Below are 17,668 nucleotides of genomic sequence, written 5' to 3' on the forward strand. Positions count from 1 at the left end.
GGAAGGGGCACCGCCCCGTTTGATTGATCATCGCCCGCCGGACGAAGGCCGTGACGTCGAATTCTGTTGACGCTGCGGCAGATTCTTTCGTTTTGCGGGGGCGCGCGGCGAGAAATGCCGCGCCCCGATTGCGGCCTAGTACCCTTGCTCCCTGTCCACGAGACCTGGGATTGCAGAGCCGTCATGGGTGGCGCGGATCACGGCCAACGCATGACGCGCACCCTCGACCGCATCCGTTTCTGCCGCGGTGTGCGGTGTTATGATGACCCTTGGATCGGTCCATGCCCAATGACTCTGTGGCAATGGTTCGGGCTCCGTCACGTCCAGCATCGCGGCCCGAAGGCGTCCTGCATCAAGCGCGCTGCGCATTGCCTCCATATCAAGCTGCGCGCCGCGCCCGGCATGGACGAGCGCCGCGCCCTCGGGCAGTGACGAGAAGACGTCGGCCCCGAGCAGCCCGCGCGTTTCGTTTGTCAAAGGCAGCAGACAGATCAGCAGGTCGGTCCGGGCGAGAAACGCGGCAAGATCGGCATGGCCGTATACCTCGATATTGTCGACGGGGTGGCCAGACCGGCTCCATCCCGCGACGTCAAAGCCCAGCGACAAAAGGGACGCCGCCGCCGCACGCCCGATCCGGCCCAGCCCCATGATGCCCACGCGGCCCGCGCTGGCCGGGCGCGGGGGATGCGTGCGCCACTCACCATGCGCGCCCTGCTCCAGATAGCGCGGCATGTCGCGATGCAGCATCAGCGTCGCCATCAGCACCCAGTCGCGTACCATCGCGTCGATCCCGGGCGCCAGTGTACGGGCCAGCGCGACGTCGGGCGGCAGGGCCGGCATCTGATCCACGCCTGCGCCGGTGCTGATCACCGCCCTGAGATTGGAATAACGGCCGACGTCAGCCGGGGGCGTCCAACAGGCCAGATGCGTGATGGCGGACGGATCCTGCACGGCATCCTCGCCCACGACCAGTTCCTCTCCGGCGGCGTCGAAAATTGGCCGCCACGCACGGGCGCGCTCAGGCGGCCCCAGCAGCAAAAGCGTCATGAGCGAAGCACCTCGCGGATTTCAGGGTCCTCCAGTGTCAGGTCCAGTACCTTGCGCGTGCGCTCGACGATCCGGTCGATCTCGGCGTCCGTGCAGCACAACGGCGGGGCATAGCCCAGTACCCCCTGCGCAAAGGATCGCAGGATGAGCCCCTGCTCCCATGCGCGATCAAAGAGCCGCGTCGCCACGTCCAGCGCGGCGGGCAGAGGTGTCTTTTCTTCCTTGTCTGTGACAAGTTCGACCGCCGCCAGCATGCCGCGCCCGCGCACGTCGCCCACCAGCGGATGGTCGGCCAAACCCGCCAACCCTTGCTGCAAGCGCACGCCCTGAATGCGACCGTTCTCCAGCAGCCCACCCTCGTAGAGCTTCAGTATTTCGAGCGCCACAGCGGCTGAAACAGGGTGCGCGGAATAGGTAAATCCATGCCCAACAGCCTTGGGGCCCGCACCGTCGGCGATGGTCTGGTAGACATGCTCGCTCATCAGCACCGCACCCATGGGAACATACCCCGAGGTCAGGCCCTTGGCGACGGTCATCAGGTCGGGCACGATGCCTTCGTCTTCGCAGGCAAAGAGCGGCCCGGTTCGGCCAAATGCCGTGATCACCTCGTCGGCGACAAACAGGATGCCGAGTTCGGTGCAGACATCGCGCATCGCCTTGATCCAGCCCTTGGGCGGCACGAGAACCCCGCCAGACCCCTGAATGGGTTCGACATAGAAGGCGGCAACCCGTTCGGGGCCAATTTCCTCGGCCTTGGCACGCAAGGCCCCAACTGACGCAGAGATAATGGCCGCGTCGTCCGGTCCCACCGGGTTGCGATAGGTGTAGTGCGACGGGATCTTGTGCTGCCAGTCATAGGGCAGCCCAAAGCCGTCGTGAAACACCGGCAACGCCGTCAGACCAGCGCCGGCGGAAGTCGAGCCGTGGTAGCCCTGCGCAACCGAGATGAACTGATCGCGTTCCGGCTGACCTCGAGCGTGCCAGTAGTAGCGGATGAAACGGATCGTGCTGTCCACGGCGTCCGACCCACCAAGGCAGAAATAGACGTGATCCAGATCGCCGGGCGCGCGCTCTGCCAGCTCAGCGGCGAGACGGATCGGCGCCTCGGCCCCCAGGTCGAAATAGCCGGTGGCATAGGGCAAGTCGCGCATCTGCGTCGCGGCGGCCTGTACCACGCTTTCGTGCCCATACCCCGCATTGACGCACCACAGACCGGCAAAACCGTCAATCAACTCGCGCCCTTCGCCGTCCGTCACCCTGGCCCCGTGCGCAGAGCGGAGCACGCGCACGCCGCGCGCCTCATGCCCGTGGAAGGAAGAGACCGGATGGACAAGGTGCCGCCGGTCGAGTTCGACGAGGGAGTTTGTGAGCATGATCGTCTCCGATACAATTAGCCAAGCGCTTGGGAAACAAGCGCGAAACTCGTGAAGTCGCCCGTGCGCGCCGGGCCTGGATCGCGGGCCATCGCGGTGCCGTCGGCGACATGAGCCAGCCCGAGCGTGGCCACGAAATCCGACAGCCCCGCTGCCTCGGGCAGGTCGATACGCAGGAACGTGCCTGCGTTGCGCTCCACTCCCTCGGCGATCAGCGAACGCGCGGTTGCCGCGTTCCGCGCGACCACGGGGCCGATCACACGCCCGCGCCCGAAATCTCGCAAAAGTGCGAAACCGCCCTCGGCCAGAAGCACTTCGCCCTGTGCCGCGATCCTTTCGAGCAGTGCACGACGGTCGAGACCGGACGCCGCATGGTCCATTTCCGCCAGCCGCGCCACATCCTGCGCGGTACCATCCCGCACCGGCAGTTCGGGTGTCGCTGTCTGCGCGGTGCCCTGATGCTGGAAAATCCGGTGCGTGGCGCGAAAGCCCAGCTTTTCATACAGCGGCAACCCTTCGAGCGTGGCGACGAGCCGCATTTCGGACCCCCGCGCAAGCTCCATAGCCGCCGCCATCAGCGTCCGGCCAAGGCCGCGCCCGCGCATCGCCTCATCCACGATGATCATGTTGATGAGCGCGACCGCGCCGAAACGTGTGCAACACGCCGTCCCGACAACGCGTGTGCCGTCGAGCGCCACGACCCCCTTAGAGACCGCGAGGGCCAGTGCCCAGTCCTCTTGCTTGTGCGGCCAGCCCACCTGTTGCGAGAGGTGTAGCGCCTCGGCCATATGGTCGGGCGCAAACGGGCTGATTTCCAGCCCCGACCCGAGCGTGGGCTGCGTGGAAGCGTCTGTCATGAACTCACTCGCCTTGTTGTCCCTCTCACGGTAGGGCGCGTGGATCGGCATGTTGCGCCTGAAGCGTGATCGGTGCGGCAGATTTCTTTTGCGTCGCGCCGCCTTCGCCGCAGGAAATGCCGCCTCTACCCGGCACAGGCCCGCCCGAGGGCAAGCAGCATGTCATGGCAGGCCCGAAGCTCCGGCAGAGTCAGGTATTCCTCGGGTCGGTGTGCGCGGGCGATGTCGCCAGGGCCGCAGATGATTGCCGGAATACCCGCCTGCTGATAAAGCCCCGCCTCCGTCCCGAAACTCACGGCGGCGGTCGCGTCATGACCGGAAACCGCAGACATGAGGGCGGCCAGCGGATGCGCGGCATCGAGAGCAAGGGGCGGATAGCTCGAAAGCCACTCGGTATCGACACCGCTCTTGTCGGCTGCGGCCAGGACCGGGGCGAGCAGCGACCCGGGATCGGTCCCAGCGATGGCCCGGGCCTCGAACTCTGCCTCGGCCCGGTCCGGAATGATATTGAGCGCCTGCCCGCCTGTGACCGTGCCGACTTGCACGCTGGACCATGGCGGCGCGAACCGGTCATCTCTTGGTCCGCGTGTCTGCAACTCGCGCGCCTGTGCTTCGGCCGCGACCAGCGCAGGCAGCAGCGCGTGGATCGCGTTTTTCCCCAGATCAGGACGCGAGCTATGGCCTGCCACGCCCGTCACGCGCAAACGCAGCGCCGCCTTGCCCTTGTGCGCGAGCACCGGCACCAGCCCCGTGGGCTCTCCGACGATGCAGCCAAGCGGCGCCGCGCACAACTCTGGCAGCTTGGCGATCAGGTGTGGCACACCTTTGCAGCCGGCCTCCTCGTCATATGAGAGCGCGATATGAATGGAGGTGGCCGGCGCCATCGCCGCCAGATCCGGTGCGACGGCAAGGACAGCGGCAACAAAGCCCTTCATGTCACACGCCCCACGCCCGATCAGCCGATCGCCGGTCTGGCGCAGGGTGAACGGGTCGGCGTGCCACCCGGGTTCCTCGGCCGGGACGACATCGACATGACCCGACAGGATATAGCCGGGGCGCGTCGCATCCCCGATCGTGGCAAAGAGGTTGGCACGGTCGCCTTCCGGCCCGACGAGGATGCGGCAGGAAATGCCGTGCCCGTCGAGCCAATCCGCGACCGCCTCGATCAACGACAGGTTCGGACGCCCGACAACCGTGTCGAAGCTGACAAGCCGGGCGAGCATCTCATGGGGTGTGCGGGCAAAGGCCATGGTGGCTATGTGTCCTTTTGTCAGATGGCGCGCAGGCATGTTTGATCCTGCACCGAAGCGAGACAGAAGGGGCATTGCTTCGTGCGGTTCCAACGGCACCTTTTGCCGGATCCTGCCCGTACAACGCGATATCCTGCGGCAAGCCCGTCAAACGCGGCAATCCATTCCGCCGCCGAACAGCAAGGATGAGGGCATCGCAGACGCTTTGGAGACCATCATGACCTTCCGCCCCAAGTTCATCACTTTTGACTGCCACGGCACCATGATCTTTTACGACATGGCCGGTGCGGCGCGCGATCACTACGGTGAGACGCTATCACCCGAGGCGATGGAGGTGTTCATCCGGGATTTCGCGGCCTACCGGCTCGATGAGATTCTCGGGGCATGGAAGCCCTATGCCGAGGTGGTGCACAATTCGCTGGAACGGACCTGCAAGCGCAACGGCGTGGCGTTCGATGCGGATATCGCGACGGCGATCTACCATCGTGTGCCGACATGGGGGCCGCATGCGGACGTCCCGGCAGGCCTCGCCAGGATCGCGGACAAAATCCCGTTGGTGGCGCTGACAAATGCGATGAACAGCCAGATCCCACACAACATCGCCAATCTTGGCGCACCCATTGCCCATGTCTTCACCGCAGAGGATGCACAGGCGTACAAGCCGCAGATGCGCGCATTCGAGTATATGTTCGATCAGCTCGGGTGCGGGCCGGAGGACGTGTTGCACGTATCGTCGAGCTTTCGCTACGATCTGATGACGGCGCACGATCTCGGCATCACCCACAAGGCATGGGTAAATCGTGGCCATGAACCGGCCAATCCGTATTACGGTTATACCGAGATCCCGGATATCTCCGGGCTGCCCGCTCTGGTCGGGCTATAGGTCAGGCAGAGACGATCATGAAATACGAATCCTACTGGCACGATACCGCCCCCGCCTTCGACGCCGGACATCAAGGCCCGGTCGAGGGCCGCTTTGACGTGGCGGTGATCGGCGGCGGCTTCACCGGGCTGAGCGCGGCGCGGCGGTTGGCGCGCGCGGGGGTATCGGTGGCGCTGCTCGAGGCAGAGCATGTCGGGGCTGGCGGGTCGGGCCGTAATGGTGGGCACCTCAACAACGGCATGGCGCACAGTTATGCCGCGGCCAAGGCGCATTTGGGGGCAGAGCGCGCCCACGCGCTCTATCAGGCCTATGACCGCTCGATCGACATGATTGAGGATACCATCGCCGAGGAGCGAATTGCTTGCGACTTTCGCCGTTCGGGCAAGCTCAAACTGGCGTCGAAGCCAAGCCACGTCGCATCGCTGCGCGCCAATTGCGCGTTGATCGCGCGTGAAGTGGATCCCGAGGCGCGTTGGCTGGAACCTGACGCGCTGCGCGCCGAGATAGGATCGCGCGCATTCCACGGTGCCTGCCTGCAACCGAAATCGGCAATGATGCATATGGGGCGCTATGTGTCGGGGCTGGCGCGGGCGACGGCAAAGCACGGGGCGCTGATCTGGGAGAACGCACCGGTGACGGGGCGGCGCAAACAGGATGGCCTGTGGAGGCTCGACACCCCACGCGGCCATCTGCACGCAGAGCGGATCATCGCCGCGACAGGCGCCTATGCCGGTGCGGTCAAGGGGGCGCCGCTCAAGCCCTTTTGCAGGCGTATCATATCGGTCGGCTCGTTCATCGTGGCGACGCGCCCGCTGACCGACGCAGAGGTCGCAGCGACCTTGCCCGGCAATCGCACTTGCGTGACCTCGATGAATATTGGCAATTATTTCCGCCTGTCGCCCGACAACCGCCTCATCTTTGGTGGTCGCGCACGGTTTTCAGCCAGTTCCGACCAACGCTCGGACGCGAAATCGGGCGAGATTCTGCGCGCCGGGATGGCGCGGATATTTCCGCACCTTACAAATGTCGAGATCGACTATTGCTGGGGTGGCCTTGTCGGGATGACCAAGGACAGATTTCCCCGCGCCGGCGAATTGGACGGCATGATCTACGGCATGGGCTACTCCGGGCATGGCGCGCAAATGTCGACCCTGGTAGGTGCGTCGCTGGCGGACATGGCCATGGGGCACCCGGATGCCAACCCCTTGGCCGGTCTCGACTGGCCCACGGTACCGGGATATTCCGGGCGTCCGTGGTTCCTGCCATTGGTGGGGCTGTGGTTCTCGATGAAGGATCGGATATCGTGATGCTACTGCCGGTCAGCCCAGTGAATGGGCGGCAAGCCCAAACATCCTCGGGCCGCTTAGCGAGCGGCGCTGGTTGCCCAGGTACATCTCGGTGACCGTGTCGTGGACACCCATTCCGGCCGCTGACAGAAATGCACCGAACTCTTCGCATTCGGCTGGCGTATCAAGGCGGACGAAATCACCCTGACTGCGCTGAATGAGCGGCGCCGCAAGCATCATGGCCATGCTCTCGGTTTCGGCGACGAGCGGCCCGATCACCCATCCCCGCCCGAAGCGTCGGCGCAGCGCGAAGCCGCGTATCTCGTCCCCGGATTCGACCACCATCCCGTCGGACAGATGCAGCAGCGCCGCCATCGTGTCATCACGCGCCGCTCCATAAGCGTGCGTGTCCAGTGCGCGAATTTGCGTCGCATCAGCGGGTTCCATGGGACGCAAATCAAGGCCCGGCACAGGCGCGGGCCGGTGGATCGGCCGGGTCACGCCCTGATGCTGCCAGATCGTGCCGAGCGGAACAAAGCCCGCTTCCTTGTAGAGCCGGTACCCCTGGCGCGTCGCGCTCAGCCGCAGATCGATGTCGGGACAGTCGTTCATCACCCTGCGCAACAACCAGCGCCCGGTGCCCATCGTCTGTAGGCGGGGCGCAGTAACCATCATGCCCAGCATGGCAAAGTCGCTTCCCGCCCGAAAGCACATGGCCGACCCCATCGCGCGCCCGATTTCATCAATCGCCAGATAGCCTTCGCCAAGCGAGATGAGCATGTCGAGATCGCGACGACGGTGCGCCCAGAACACTCCAACCGTCAATTCGTGCAAAAGCGTGCGGTCGGCAGGGCTGATCCGGTGCGCCGTGGCGATGAACTTGTCCACGCGAAAGCTGTCGCGCAGGGTATTGTCCGCCTCCTGCGCGTTTTCGTCTTCCGTCGGTTCGCCGAATTGTCTCGCCATATGTTCGCAAGCCTCTGTTTTTTCGTTGCTATGGCGCCTCAGGCCGGGCCGCGCAGCGTCTAATCACATCTCCTGCACAGTATCGACCATTCGTCACGGTTTTTTCTGCGGTTTCTAGCCCGGATACCACAGCATATGCGCTTTCATTCCTGTCAGGATCACTCACAAATCGGTGCCGGTAAGGATTGAACGAGGCGCCAAAAGTGAAGCCAAGTGTCTTGAAGGAGTTTCCGCCCCATGCGTGACGATCCGTTGTTGCAGCCTTGCCAGGTCGGACATCTGACGTTGAAGAACCGTCTGCTGATCACCGGCCATGAACCCGGCTATGCCGAAGATGGGCTGCCCAAGGATCGCTACCGCGCCTATCACGTGGCGCGGGCGCGGGGCGGTGTGGCGTTGACCATGACCATGGGCTCTGCATCGGTCGCCCCTGACAGCGCGCCCTCTGGCGGGGGTATAGAGGCGTTTCGCGACGAGATCGTGCCCTGGATGCACGCCCTTGCGCAGGAATGTCATGACGAGGGCTGTGCGGTGATGATCCAGCTGACCCATCATGGCCGACGCACACGCTGGGACCGCGGGGATTGGTTGCCCACCGTATCATCGAGCCATGAGCGCGAAATCTCGCACCGTCACGCCGCCAAACTGGCCGAGGATTGGGATATCTCCCGGATCATCGAGGATTACGCCACCGCCGCCGCGCGCATGCACGAGGCCGGGCTCGACGGTGTCGAATTTCTCGCGACGGGGCATTTGCTGGATCAGTTCTGGTCGCCGCGCTCCAATCATCTCGATGCGCCCTATGGCGGATCGCTCGAGAATCGCATGCGGCTGGCGATGGAGGTGCTGACAGAGACGCGCCGCAGGGTTGGGTCCGGCTTCCTGCTGGGGCTGCGCTATGCCGGGGACGAGATGTGCGCGGACGGGGTCGATGCTGAGGAAGGGCTCGAAATATCCCGCCGCCTGAAGGAAAGCGGGCTGGTGGATTTCGTCAATGTCACGCGAGGACACATTGATACGGATGCGGGGCTTACCGACATGATCCCCGTGCACGGCATGCGAAGTGCGCCACATCTCGAAGCGGCGGCACGGTTGCGCGAGGCGACAGGTATCCCCGTATTCCACGCCGCCAAGGTGGCGGATGTCGCCACCGCCCGCCACGCAATCGCAACCGGCATGGTGGACATGATCGGCATGACCCGCGCACATCTGGCCGATCCCGATATCGTCCGCCGGATCGAGGCCGGGCAAGAGGATCGTATTCGCCCGTGCGTGGGCGTCAATTTCTGCCTCGACCGGCGCTTTCAGGGGGCCGCCGCGCTATGTGCACACAACCCGTCCACGGGCCGGGAACAGGAACAGCCGCATTCCATAGCGCCCGCCGACGTTTCGCGCCGGGTGCTTGTGATCGGCGCCGGCCCCGGTGGGCTAGAGGCCGCCCGCGTGGCCGCCGAGCGTGGGCATGATGTCGAACTGCACGAGGCGGCCAACGACCCCGGCGGCCAGGTGCGGCTGATGGCCCAATCCGAGCGGCGGCGTGAAATCCTGTCCCTCATCGGCTGGCGCATGGCCGAGTGCGAACGGCTGGGCGTTCGGTTTCACTTCAACAGTTTTGCGGAGCCTGAAACGGTGCTGGGCTCAGGTGCGGATCTGGTGATCGTCGCCACCGGCGGGCTGCCACATGACGTGCCGCTGCATGCCGGACAGGATTTACCCGTCTCAAGCTGGGATATCCTGTCAGGGGACGCTCGACCGGGCCAGAATGTGCTGGTCTTTGACAACGCCGGGGATGCGGCCGGCCTTCAGGCCGCCGAGATGATCGCTGCGACGGGCGCGCGGGTCGAGATCGTCAGCCCTGACCGCGCGCTATCGTCCGAGGTAATGCCCATGACATTGACGCCATTCCTGCGCGAGGTGCAGGGCAAAGACGTGCACTTCACCGTCACCTGGCGTCTCAACGCAGTGCGGCGGGAGGGCAACAGGCTGTTGGCCGACCTTTGCAGCGATTACAGCACGGCGCGTATGACGCGCGAGGTCGATCAGGTCGTGGTCAACAATGGCACAGTGCCGCTCGACGATCTGTACTTCGCGTTGAAACCGCATTCGCGCAACCTCGGCGAGGTGGACCGGGACGCGATGCTGGCGGGACAGGCCCAGACCATAACGCGCAATCCTGGGGCAGGGTTTGCACTGTTTCGTATCGGTGACGCGGTTGTCTCCCGCAACATCCATGCGGCGGTTTACGACAGTCTCAGGCTCATGCGGACCATGTGACTTATGTCACATCAGAATGCCCACGCGAGAACTGACGTTGGTCGTGCCCCACAGGGAGGGCAAGGTGGGTGGCAAGACCGACCTCGCCCCCGTCCGTCATGCGAGCGTCGCATGACAGGTCCTCCCGCGAGGTTCAGATCGGTGCAAGGCTCGCCCCCTCGATGGTCGCTCCAGCCGCAAGCGTCTCGATGAAGTCCCGAGACGCGCGCGCCCAGGCCGCTTTTTCCAGCGCCTGCGCGATTTTCGGACGGACCGCGTCATAGGGCAGCACCTGCCCCGGTGCGATGGCGTTCAGGCGGATGATGTGCCAGCCATGCCGCGACAACACCGGCGCGGGGCTCACGCCGCCCTCGTCCAGACCGCGCAGCGCCGCCTCGAATTCCGGCACCGTGTCGCCGGGGCTAAGCTGCCCGAGGTGACCGCCAGACGCCTTGGAACCGCAATCGCTCTCGCGGGCGGCCGCGGCAAATCCCTTGGCCTCGCCGTCGAGTTTTGCCAGCAGGGCAGTTGCCCTCGCTTCGGCGGCCGCACGCTCCTCATTATCGCGCGGATCGCAGGCGCACAGGATATGCGACACATCCCACAGCGGGGCCGAGCGGTAACGCGCGGGATCCTTCGCCCATTCTGCACGCACCGTCTCTTCCGTGACAGGCGCGATGGTCAGCGCCTCGTCCAGAAGGGCGCGGATCAGCGCCTCCTCGTCGGTCTCGAAGCGGCCCGGGGCCAGTTCCATCGGGTCGGGCACCAGCCCGCGCCGCCGCGCCTCCTGCAACAGAAGCGCCCGGATCGCCAGCGCCTGCGCGGCCTTGCGCCAGGCAATGCCGGGTTTGTCACGGGGGCCAGTGTGGTTCTGGGCCTCGGCGGCAACCGCCGCCGAGGGGATGGTTTCGCCGTTGACGACGACATCGGGGAAAAGCGCCACATTCATGACAGTCACTCCGCCGGGGTCGTCGCCGAGGGGCCGGCTTCACCCTGCACCTCGTCAAACGCGCGGCGGCGCTCGTCGAGCGGACGGCGGCGGCGCGAGCGCACGATCTGGTAACCGGGCCGCGCCAGCAGGTAGCGGAACGGCGCTGCAAAACCCGACCAGATATGCACCAGCCGCGTGAACGGGAACAGGATCGTTATGATCAGCCCGAGGAAGATGTGCAGCTTGTAGAGCCAGTGCACATCGACAACCGTGACCCAGGCATTGATGTTCCAGGTCACCACGCTCTGCGACCAGGTCATGAAGCGGACCATTTCCGAGCCGTCCATATGCTGCAACGTCTGGGTGATGGTCAGAAGGCCGATCGCGAGCTGAAGCCAGATCAGCCCCATGATGATGATATCGGGCCAGGTAGAGGTCACGCGGATACGCGGATCGGTGAGACGCCGGTGCAAGAGCATGGTCGAGCCGATCAGCGCGGCGATGCCCGCCGGGCCGCCGATGAGGACCGCCATCCACTGCTTGAGCCCATAGGGAACACCCAGTGCATCCAGCACCCAGATCGGCGTGAAGAGGCCGATGAGGTGGCCGAAGAATACCGTCAGAATACCGACGTGAAACAGAATGGACCCCCAGACCAGTTGCTTGCGCCGCAACAGCTGGCTGGAAGAGCTTTTCCAGGTGAAGGGATCGCGCTCGTAGCGCGCGATGGAACCCACGAGAAACACCGTCAGCGCGACATAGGGCATGACCCCGAAGATGACGAAGTTGATATCGAAAGTGCCGAACATGTCATGCGCTCCTGTTCATGGGGGCGGGGGCCGGTTTTGACTTGGATGCGGGGACGTCCATGTCCGCCAGCATCTCGCGGACCTGCGGGCATCCCGCATTCGGGTCGGGGCCAAAGGTGACCTCGGTTTCCTCCCAGACCGCATCGAGAGCTTCCAAATCGGTCGGATCGTCATCGGGCTGCGCCAGCATTTCGGCCAGGGTTTCGGCATCGACCTGCGTCCCGGAAAGCTGCGACAAAGCCCTGAAAACGCAGGCATATCCGCTCTCGCGCCGCTCCAGCCTTGTGCCGAGCGCATCAAGGATATGCGCCGCGTCGGAGAGGATATCCTGTGCCTCCGCGCCGGGGCGCGTCGATAGGAATTCCAGCAGCACCGGCAGGTGATCAGGCAGTTCCGAGGTGGCGGGCTCGACCCCGCCCGCCCGGTAAGTCTCGATCAGGCTGACCATCGCGCCGCCACGGTCCCGGCTTTCGCCATGGACATGCTCGAACAGGTTGAGCGACAGCGTGCGCGAGCGGTCGAAGAGCATCACGTAGCCCTCCTGCAGGTCGTAGATATCGCCCTGCGCCAGCGCGTCTGCGAGCGTCTGCAACGCCGCGCGAGTGCCCGGGTCGATGCGCGTGTCGTTCGCCAGAACCGTCCCGATCTCGGGCATGGCCGCCTGTAACTCCGTTGAAGGGTAGCTGAGCATCAGCGACAGGGCTTTCAATGTGCGGTCCGTCATCAGAATGTCTCCTGCGGCAGGGCAAAGTTCTTCTTCTTGCCGCCGAAGAGCGTCGTCTTGCCCGTCTCGCCGGAAGAACAGCCATTGCCATCGGTGAAGCCACAGCCGCCACGGATGTCGGCCCCGTCTTCGTTCTGTTCGCGGTGCGCCGTGGGGATCGCGAAACGGTCCTCGTAATCGGCGATGGCCATGATCTTGTACATGTCCTCGATCACCCGGCCCGACATGCCGACGCGGGCGGCGATGGCCTCGTCGCGCACGCCGTCCACGCTGAGCGCGCGCATGTAGAGCCGCATGGCCGACATGCGCTCCAGCGCATGCACGATGGGCTCCTCGTCGCCCGCGGTCAGCATGTTGGCGAGGTATTTCACCGGAATGCGCAAGCTGCGCACGTCGGGCATCTGGTCGCTCATCGCGATCTGGCCGGCCTGCGCGGCGTTCTGGATGGGCGAAAGCGGCGGAATATACCACACCATCGGCAGGGTGCGGTATTCGGGATGCAGCGGAAACGCCACTTTCCACTCCATCGCCATCTTCCACACCGGGCTGACCTTGGCCGCCTCGATCCAGTCTTCGGGGATTCCGTCGCGGCGAGCGGCGGCGATTACCTCGGGGTCGTTCGGGTCGAGGAACACATCCATCTGCGCGCCGTAGAGGTCGGTCTCGCGCTCAGCGCTCGCCGCCGCCTCGATCTTGTCGGCATCATAAAGGATCACGCCCAGATATCGGATGCGGCCCACGCAGGTCTCCGAGCAGACGGTCGGCTGGCCGCTCTCGATGCGCGGATAGCAAAAGGTGCATTTCTCGGATTTGCCGCTTTCCCAGTTGTAGTAGATCTTCTTGTAGGGACAGCCCGAGATGCACATCCGCCAACCCCGGCACTTCTCCTGGTCGATCAGGACAATGCCGTCTTCCTCGCGCTTGTAGATCGCGCCCGAGGGGCACGACGCCGAGCAGGTCGGGTTGAGGCAATGCTCGCACAGACGCGGCAGGTACATCATGAAGGTATTTTCATACTCTCCATAAATCTCCTTCTGCACATTCTCGAAGTTGTAGTCCTCGGACCGCTTGGAGAATTCGCCGCCCAGGATTTCCTCCCAGTTCGGGCCCTTCTCGATCTTTTCCATCCGCTCACCAGTGATCTTGGACCGGGGCCGCGCGGTGGGGAAATGGTCCATGTCGGGCGCGGATTTCAGGTGGTCATAGTCGAAATCGAACGGCTCGTAATAGTCGTCGATCTCGGGCATCGACGGGTTGGCAAAGATATTCGCCAGGATCCGCCACTTGGCCCCCTGCTTGGGTTGCAGCTTGCCGGAGGCCGAGCGCACCCAGCCCCCGTTCCAGCGTTTCTGGTTTTCCCAGTCGGTGGGATAGCCGGTACCGGGCTTGGTCTCGACATTGTTGAACCACGCATATTCGACGCCCTCGCGCGTCGTCCACACGTTCTTGCAGGTGACCGAGCAGGTGTGACACCCGATGCATTTGTCGAGGTTCAGAACCTTGCCGATTTGCGCACGAACTCTCATTCCGCTGCCTCCACTTTTCCGGTTGCAGGCCCGGACGCAGGGGTGTCCAGCCAGTCGATCTTCTTCATCTTGCGCACGATCACGAACTCGTCGCGGTTGCTGCCCACGGTGCCGTAATAGTTGAACCCGTAGCTGAGCTGCGCGTAGCCGCCGATCATGTGCGTGGGCTTGAGCGTGGCGCGGGTCACCGAGTTGTGGATGCCGCCGCGATGGCCGGTCTTTTCCGATCCGGGCGTGTTCACGATCTTTTCCTGCGCGTGGTACATGAAGAGGGTGCCCTGCTTGATCCGCTGGGACACCACCACCCGCGCGGTCAGCGCGCCGTTGATGTTGTAGGCCTCGACCCAGTCGTTATCGACAAGGCCCGCCTTCTGCGCGTCCACCTCGGACATCCACACCACGGGGCCACCCCTGTTCAGCGTCAGCATCAGCAGGTTGTCGGTATAGGTGCTGTGGATACCCCATTTCTGGTGCGGCGTGATGAAGTTCAGCACCACATGCGGGCTGCCTTCGGCCGCGTCGTTGTTGACGGCTGCGGTGATGGTCTTGAGGTCCACCGGCGGGCGGTAGCTGACAAAGCCCTCGCCGAAGGCGCGCATCCACAGGTGATCCTGGTAGAGCTGTTGTCGGCCCGTCAGGGTCCGCCACGGGATCAGTTCGTGCACGTTGGTATAGCCCGCGTTGTAGCTGACCTTGTCGCTCTCGATCCCCGACCATGTGGGCGAGGAGATGATCTTGCGCGGCTGTGCCGCGATATCGCGAAAGCGGATCTTGTTGTGATGCTCGCCCTCGGCCAGATGGGCATGGTGCCGCCCGGTGGGCTTCTCCAGCTCTTCCCACGCCTTGACCGCGACATTGCCGTTGGTCTCGGGGGCCAGCATCAGGATCATCTCGCAGGCGTCGATGGCCGTTTCCAACCTCGCGTGGCCCTTGGACACACCCTCGTCCAGCACCACACCGTTGAGGTCGCACAAGGCTTGCACCTCCTCATCGGTGTTCCAGTTGATGCCCTTGCCGCCATTGCCCAAGCGTTCCAAAAGCGGCCCGACGGAGGTGAACTTCTTGTAGAGGTTGGGATAATCCCGCTCCACCGCGATATAGTTGGGCGCGGTTTTGCCCGGGATCAGGTCGCATTCGCCCTTCTTCCAGTCCTTGACATGGGCCTGCGCCAACTCGCCCGGCGTGTCGTGCAGAAGCGGAAGCTGTACGATATCGGTCTCCACCCCCAGCACTTCGGGTGCCACCTCGGAAAACTTGGCTGCGATCGCCTTGAAGATGTCCCAGTCCGACTTGCTCTCATAGGCCGGATCCACCGCCGCCTGAAGCGGGTGGATGAACGGGTGCATGTCCGACGTGTTCATGTCGTCCTTCTCGTACCAGGAGGCCGTCGGCAGGACGATGTCGGAATAGACGGCGGTGGTGGACATGCGAAAGTCGATGCAGACGAGCAGGTCCAGCTTGCCCTTCGGCGCCTCATCGTGCCAGACCGCCTCTTTCGGCATCACGCCGCCTTCCTCGCCCAGATCCTTGCCCATCACGCCGTGATCGGTGCCCAGAAGGTGCTTGAGGAAATACTCGTGCCCCTTGCCCGAAGACCCGAGCAGGTTCGAGCGCCAGACAAACAGGTTGCGCGGCCAGTTCTCGGGCGCGTCGGGGTCCTGACAGGACATTTCCAGATCGCCGGATTTCAGCTTCTCGGCGACGTAATCCTTGATCTCCTTGCCGGCCTTCTTCGCCGCTTTCGACACCTCCAGCGGGTTGGTTTTCAACTGCGGGGCCGAAGGCAACCAGCCCATCCGCTCGGCGCGAATGTTGTAGTCGATGAGGCTCACGTCCCAATCGCCCTCGGGCGCCGTAGGCGACAGGATTTCTCCCGCGCGCAGCGTCTCGTAGCGCCATTGATCGGTATGGGCATACCAGGCCGAGGTCGAATTCATGTGCCGCGGCGGCCGGTTCCAGTCGAGCGCGAACGCGAGCGGTTGCCAGCCAGTTTGCGGGCGCAGCTTTTCCTGGCCCACGTAATGCGACCAGCCGCCGCCCTCCTGCCCGATGCAACCGCACATCACCAGCATGTTGATGATGCCGCGGTAGTTCATGTCCATGTGGTACCAGTGGTTAAGACCGGCCCCGAGGATCACCATGGACTTGCCCCGCGTCTTCTCGGCATTGCCCGCGAACTCGCGTGCGACCGCGATGATCTTCTCACGCGCGACGCCGGTGATCTTTTCAGCCCAGGCGGGGGTATAGGGCAGGTCGTCGTCGAAATCCTTCGAGACCCAGTTGCCCCCCAGCCCCCGGTCGAGGCCGTAATTGGCGCAGAAGAGATCGAACACGGTGGCGACCAGAACCTCGTCGCCCCCCGCCAGCGTGACGCGCCGCGCGGGGATGTTGCGCGTGAGCACGTCGGGATGGTCGCATTTCACGAAATCTCCGGTGGCGACCCCTCCGAAATAGGGGAAATCGACGTCCACGACCTCGTCGTGATGCTCTTCGAGGATCTGGCTCAGGCGCAGATTGGTCTCGGTGCCCTTGGCCCTCTCCTCAAGGTTCCACTTACCCTCTTCGCCCCAGCGAAAGCCGATCGAGCCGTTGGGTGCCACGATCTGGTTCGATGCCTCGTCATACGCGACGGTCTTCCAGTCGGGGTTGTTCTTTTCGCCCAGCTTCCCGCCGAAATCCTGGGCGCGCAGCATGCGGCCCGGCACGAGGTGGCCGTCCTTCTCGTCGAGCCGGACCAGCATCGGCATGTCGGTGTACTTGCGGGCATACTCCTCGAAATACTCGGCCTGCCGATCAAGGTGGTATTCGCGCAGGATGACATGGCCGATGGCCATCGCGAGCGCCGCATCGGTGCCCGCCTGCGGGTTGAGCCAGATATCGCCGAACTTGGCGGCCTCGGAATAGTCGGGGCTGACCACCGCCGACTTGGTGCCGCGATAGCGCACCTCCGTGTAAAAATGCGCGTCTGGCGTCCGCGTCTGCGGCACGTTCGAGCCCCAGAGCATCAGGAAGCCTGCGTTGTACCAATCCGCCGATTCCGGCACGTCGGTCTGTTCGCCCCAGGTCTGCGGGCTGGCCGGCGGCAAGTCGCAATACCAGTCATAGAAGGACATGCAGGTGCCACCCAAAAGACTCAGATACCGCGAACCGGCGGCGTAGCTGACCATCGACATGGCGGGGATCGGTGAGAAGCCAAAGACGCGGTCGGGGCCGTAGGTCTTGGCCGTGTAGGCGTTGGCGGCAGCGACGATCTCGGTCGCTTCGTCCCAGCTTGCGCGCACAAACCCGCCCTTGCCGCGGGTCCTGGTGATCGAGGCGCGCAAGACGGGATCGTTCTGGATTGCGGCCCAGGCGGCCACCGGCGTCATCGTGGAACGCATCCTGCGCCAGGCACGCATCAGGGCGCCGCGAATGAGCGGGTTCTTTACCCGGTTGGCCGAGTAGAGATACCAGCTATAGGAGGCGCCCCGCGCGCAACCGCGCGGCTCGTGGTTGGGCATGCCTGCGCGGGTACGCGGATAATCGGTTTGCTGCGTCTCCCAGGTGACGATGCCGGATTTGACGTAGATCTTCCAGGAACACGAACCGGTGCAGTTCACCCCATGGGTGGAGCGCACGATCTTGTCGTGCCGCCAGCGGCTGCGATATGTATCCTCCCAGTCGCGGTTCTCGCGGGTGGTCTGACCCCAACCGTCGGAGAATTGCTCCAATTCCTTGCTCTGGAAGAAGTTCAGCTTGTCGAGCAGATGACTCATGGCTCTCT

General features: G+C 64.1%; 13 protein-coding genes. 3 read left to right on the forward strand and 10 right to left on the reverse strand.

The features are described 5' to 3' along the window. Positions 1-135 precede the first annotated feature (135 nt). The 4 genes from C6W92_RS07230 to argE all read right to left on the reverse strand — a co-directional run bounded on the left by C6W92_RS07230 (position 136) and on the right by argE (position 4,527). The gene (locus tag C6W92_RS07230; protein WP_129432334.1) at positions 136-1,047 is read right to left on the reverse strand and encodes a glyoxylate/hydroxypyruvate reductase A; all 912 of its coding nucleotides are present in this window, start codon (positions 1,045-1,047) and stop codon (positions 136-138) included. Beyond that, positions 1,044-2,420: an aspartate aminotransferase family protein gene (locus C6W92_RS07235; protein WP_129432335.1), complete on the reverse strand. Its 1,377-nt coding sequence runs from the start codon at positions 2,418-2,420 to the stop codon at positions 1,044-1,046. Before C6W92_RS07235 ends, C6W92_RS07230 begins: the two co-directional genes overlap by 4 nt. A 17-nt stretch (positions 2,421-2,437) precedes the next feature. Then, on the reverse strand, positions 2,438-3,277 hold the full coding sequence (locus C6W92_RS07240) for a GNAT family N-acetyltransferase (RefSeq protein WP_129432336.1): 840 nt from the start codon (positions 3,275-3,277) through the stop codon (positions 2,438-2,440). Between the two features lie 125 nt (positions 3,278-3,402). After that, positions 3,403-4,527: an acetylornithine deacetylase gene (gene argE, locus C6W92_RS07245; protein WP_129432337.1), complete on the reverse strand. Its 1,125-nt coding sequence runs from the start codon at positions 4,525-4,527 to the stop codon at positions 3,403-3,405. A 37-nt stretch (positions 4,528-4,564) separates the two neighbouring features. Between argE and C6W92_RS07250 the strand changes: the two genes are divergently transcribed. Beyond that, a complete protein-coding gene (locus tag C6W92_RS07250; RefSeq protein ID WP_241691094.1) occupies positions 4,565-5,410 on the forward strand; it encodes a haloacid dehalogenase type II in 846 nt (281 codons plus the stop codon). Between the two features lie 17 nt (positions 5,411-5,427). Continuing rightward, on the forward strand, positions 5,428-6,717 hold the full coding sequence (locus tag C6W92_RS07255) for an FAD-binding oxidoreductase (RefSeq protein WP_129432339.1): 1,290 nt from the start codon (positions 5,428-5,430) through the stop codon (positions 6,715-6,717). Positions 6,718-6,729: 12 nt separating this feature from the next. Here C6W92_RS07255 and C6W92_RS07260 read toward each other — a convergent pair whose 3' ends face one another. Further along, on the reverse strand, positions 6,730-7,584 hold the full coding sequence (locus tag C6W92_RS07260) for a GNAT family N-acetyltransferase (RefSeq protein WP_129432340.1): 855 nt from the start codon (positions 7,582-7,584) through the stop codon (positions 6,730-6,732). Positions 7,585-7,899: 315 nt separating this feature from the next. Between C6W92_RS07260 and C6W92_RS07265 the strand changes: the two genes are divergently transcribed. Then, positions 7,900-9,936, forward strand: coding sequence for an NADH:flavin oxidoreductase (locus C6W92_RS07265; protein ID WP_129432341.1), 2,037 nt, complete (start codon positions 7,900-7,902; stop codon positions 9,934-9,936). A gap of 133 nt (positions 9,937-10,069) precedes the next feature. On the opposite strand, the gene C6W92_RS07270 is transcribed toward C6W92_RS07265, so the two are convergent. From C6W92_RS07270 to C6W92_RS07290, 5 genes are read right to left on the reverse strand one after another with little or no spacing between them, the layout of a single operon-like run. Then, complete coding sequence (locus C6W92_RS07270; protein ID WP_129432342.1) at positions 10,070-10,864, reverse strand: peptidylprolyl isomerase; 795 nt, start codon at positions 10,862-10,864, stop codon at positions 10,070-10,072. 5 nt (positions 10,865-10,869) lie between these two features. Then, positions 10,870-11,655 carry a respiratory nitrate reductase subunit gamma gene (gene narI, locus C6W92_RS07275; RefSeq protein ID WP_104017870.1) on the reverse strand — a complete coding sequence of 262 codons (786 nt, stop codon included), beginning with the start codon at positions 11,653-11,655 and terminating at the stop codon, positions 10,870-10,872. Between the two features lies 1 nt (position 11,656). Next, the gene (gene narJ / locus C6W92_RS07280) at positions 11,657-12,379 is read right to left on the reverse strand and encodes a nitrate reductase molybdenum cofactor assembly chaperone (RefSeq protein WP_129432343.1); all 723 of its coding nucleotides are present in this window, start codon (positions 12,377-12,379) and stop codon (positions 11,657-11,659) included. Further along, positions 12,379-13,905: a nitrate reductase subunit beta gene (gene narH, locus C6W92_RS07285; RefSeq protein ID WP_129432344.1), complete on the reverse strand. Its 1,527-nt coding sequence runs from the start codon at positions 13,903-13,905 to the stop codon at positions 12,379-12,381. The genes narJ and narH overlap by 1 nt, the downstream gene beginning before the upstream one ends. Then, a complete protein-coding gene (locus C6W92_RS07290; RefSeq protein ID WP_129432345.1) occupies positions 13,902-17,660 on the reverse strand; it encodes a nitrate reductase subunit alpha in 3,759 nt (1,252 codons plus the stop codon). Before C6W92_RS07290 ends, narH begins: the two co-directional genes overlap by 4 nt. Positions 17,661-17,668: the final 8 nt, after the last annotated feature.

This window comes from Roseovarius sp. A46 (assembly GCF_004126395.1).
GTDB classification, from domain to species: domain Bacteria; phylum Pseudomonadota; class Alphaproteobacteria; order Rhodobacterales; family Rhodobacteraceae; genus Roseovarius; species Roseovarius nitratireducens.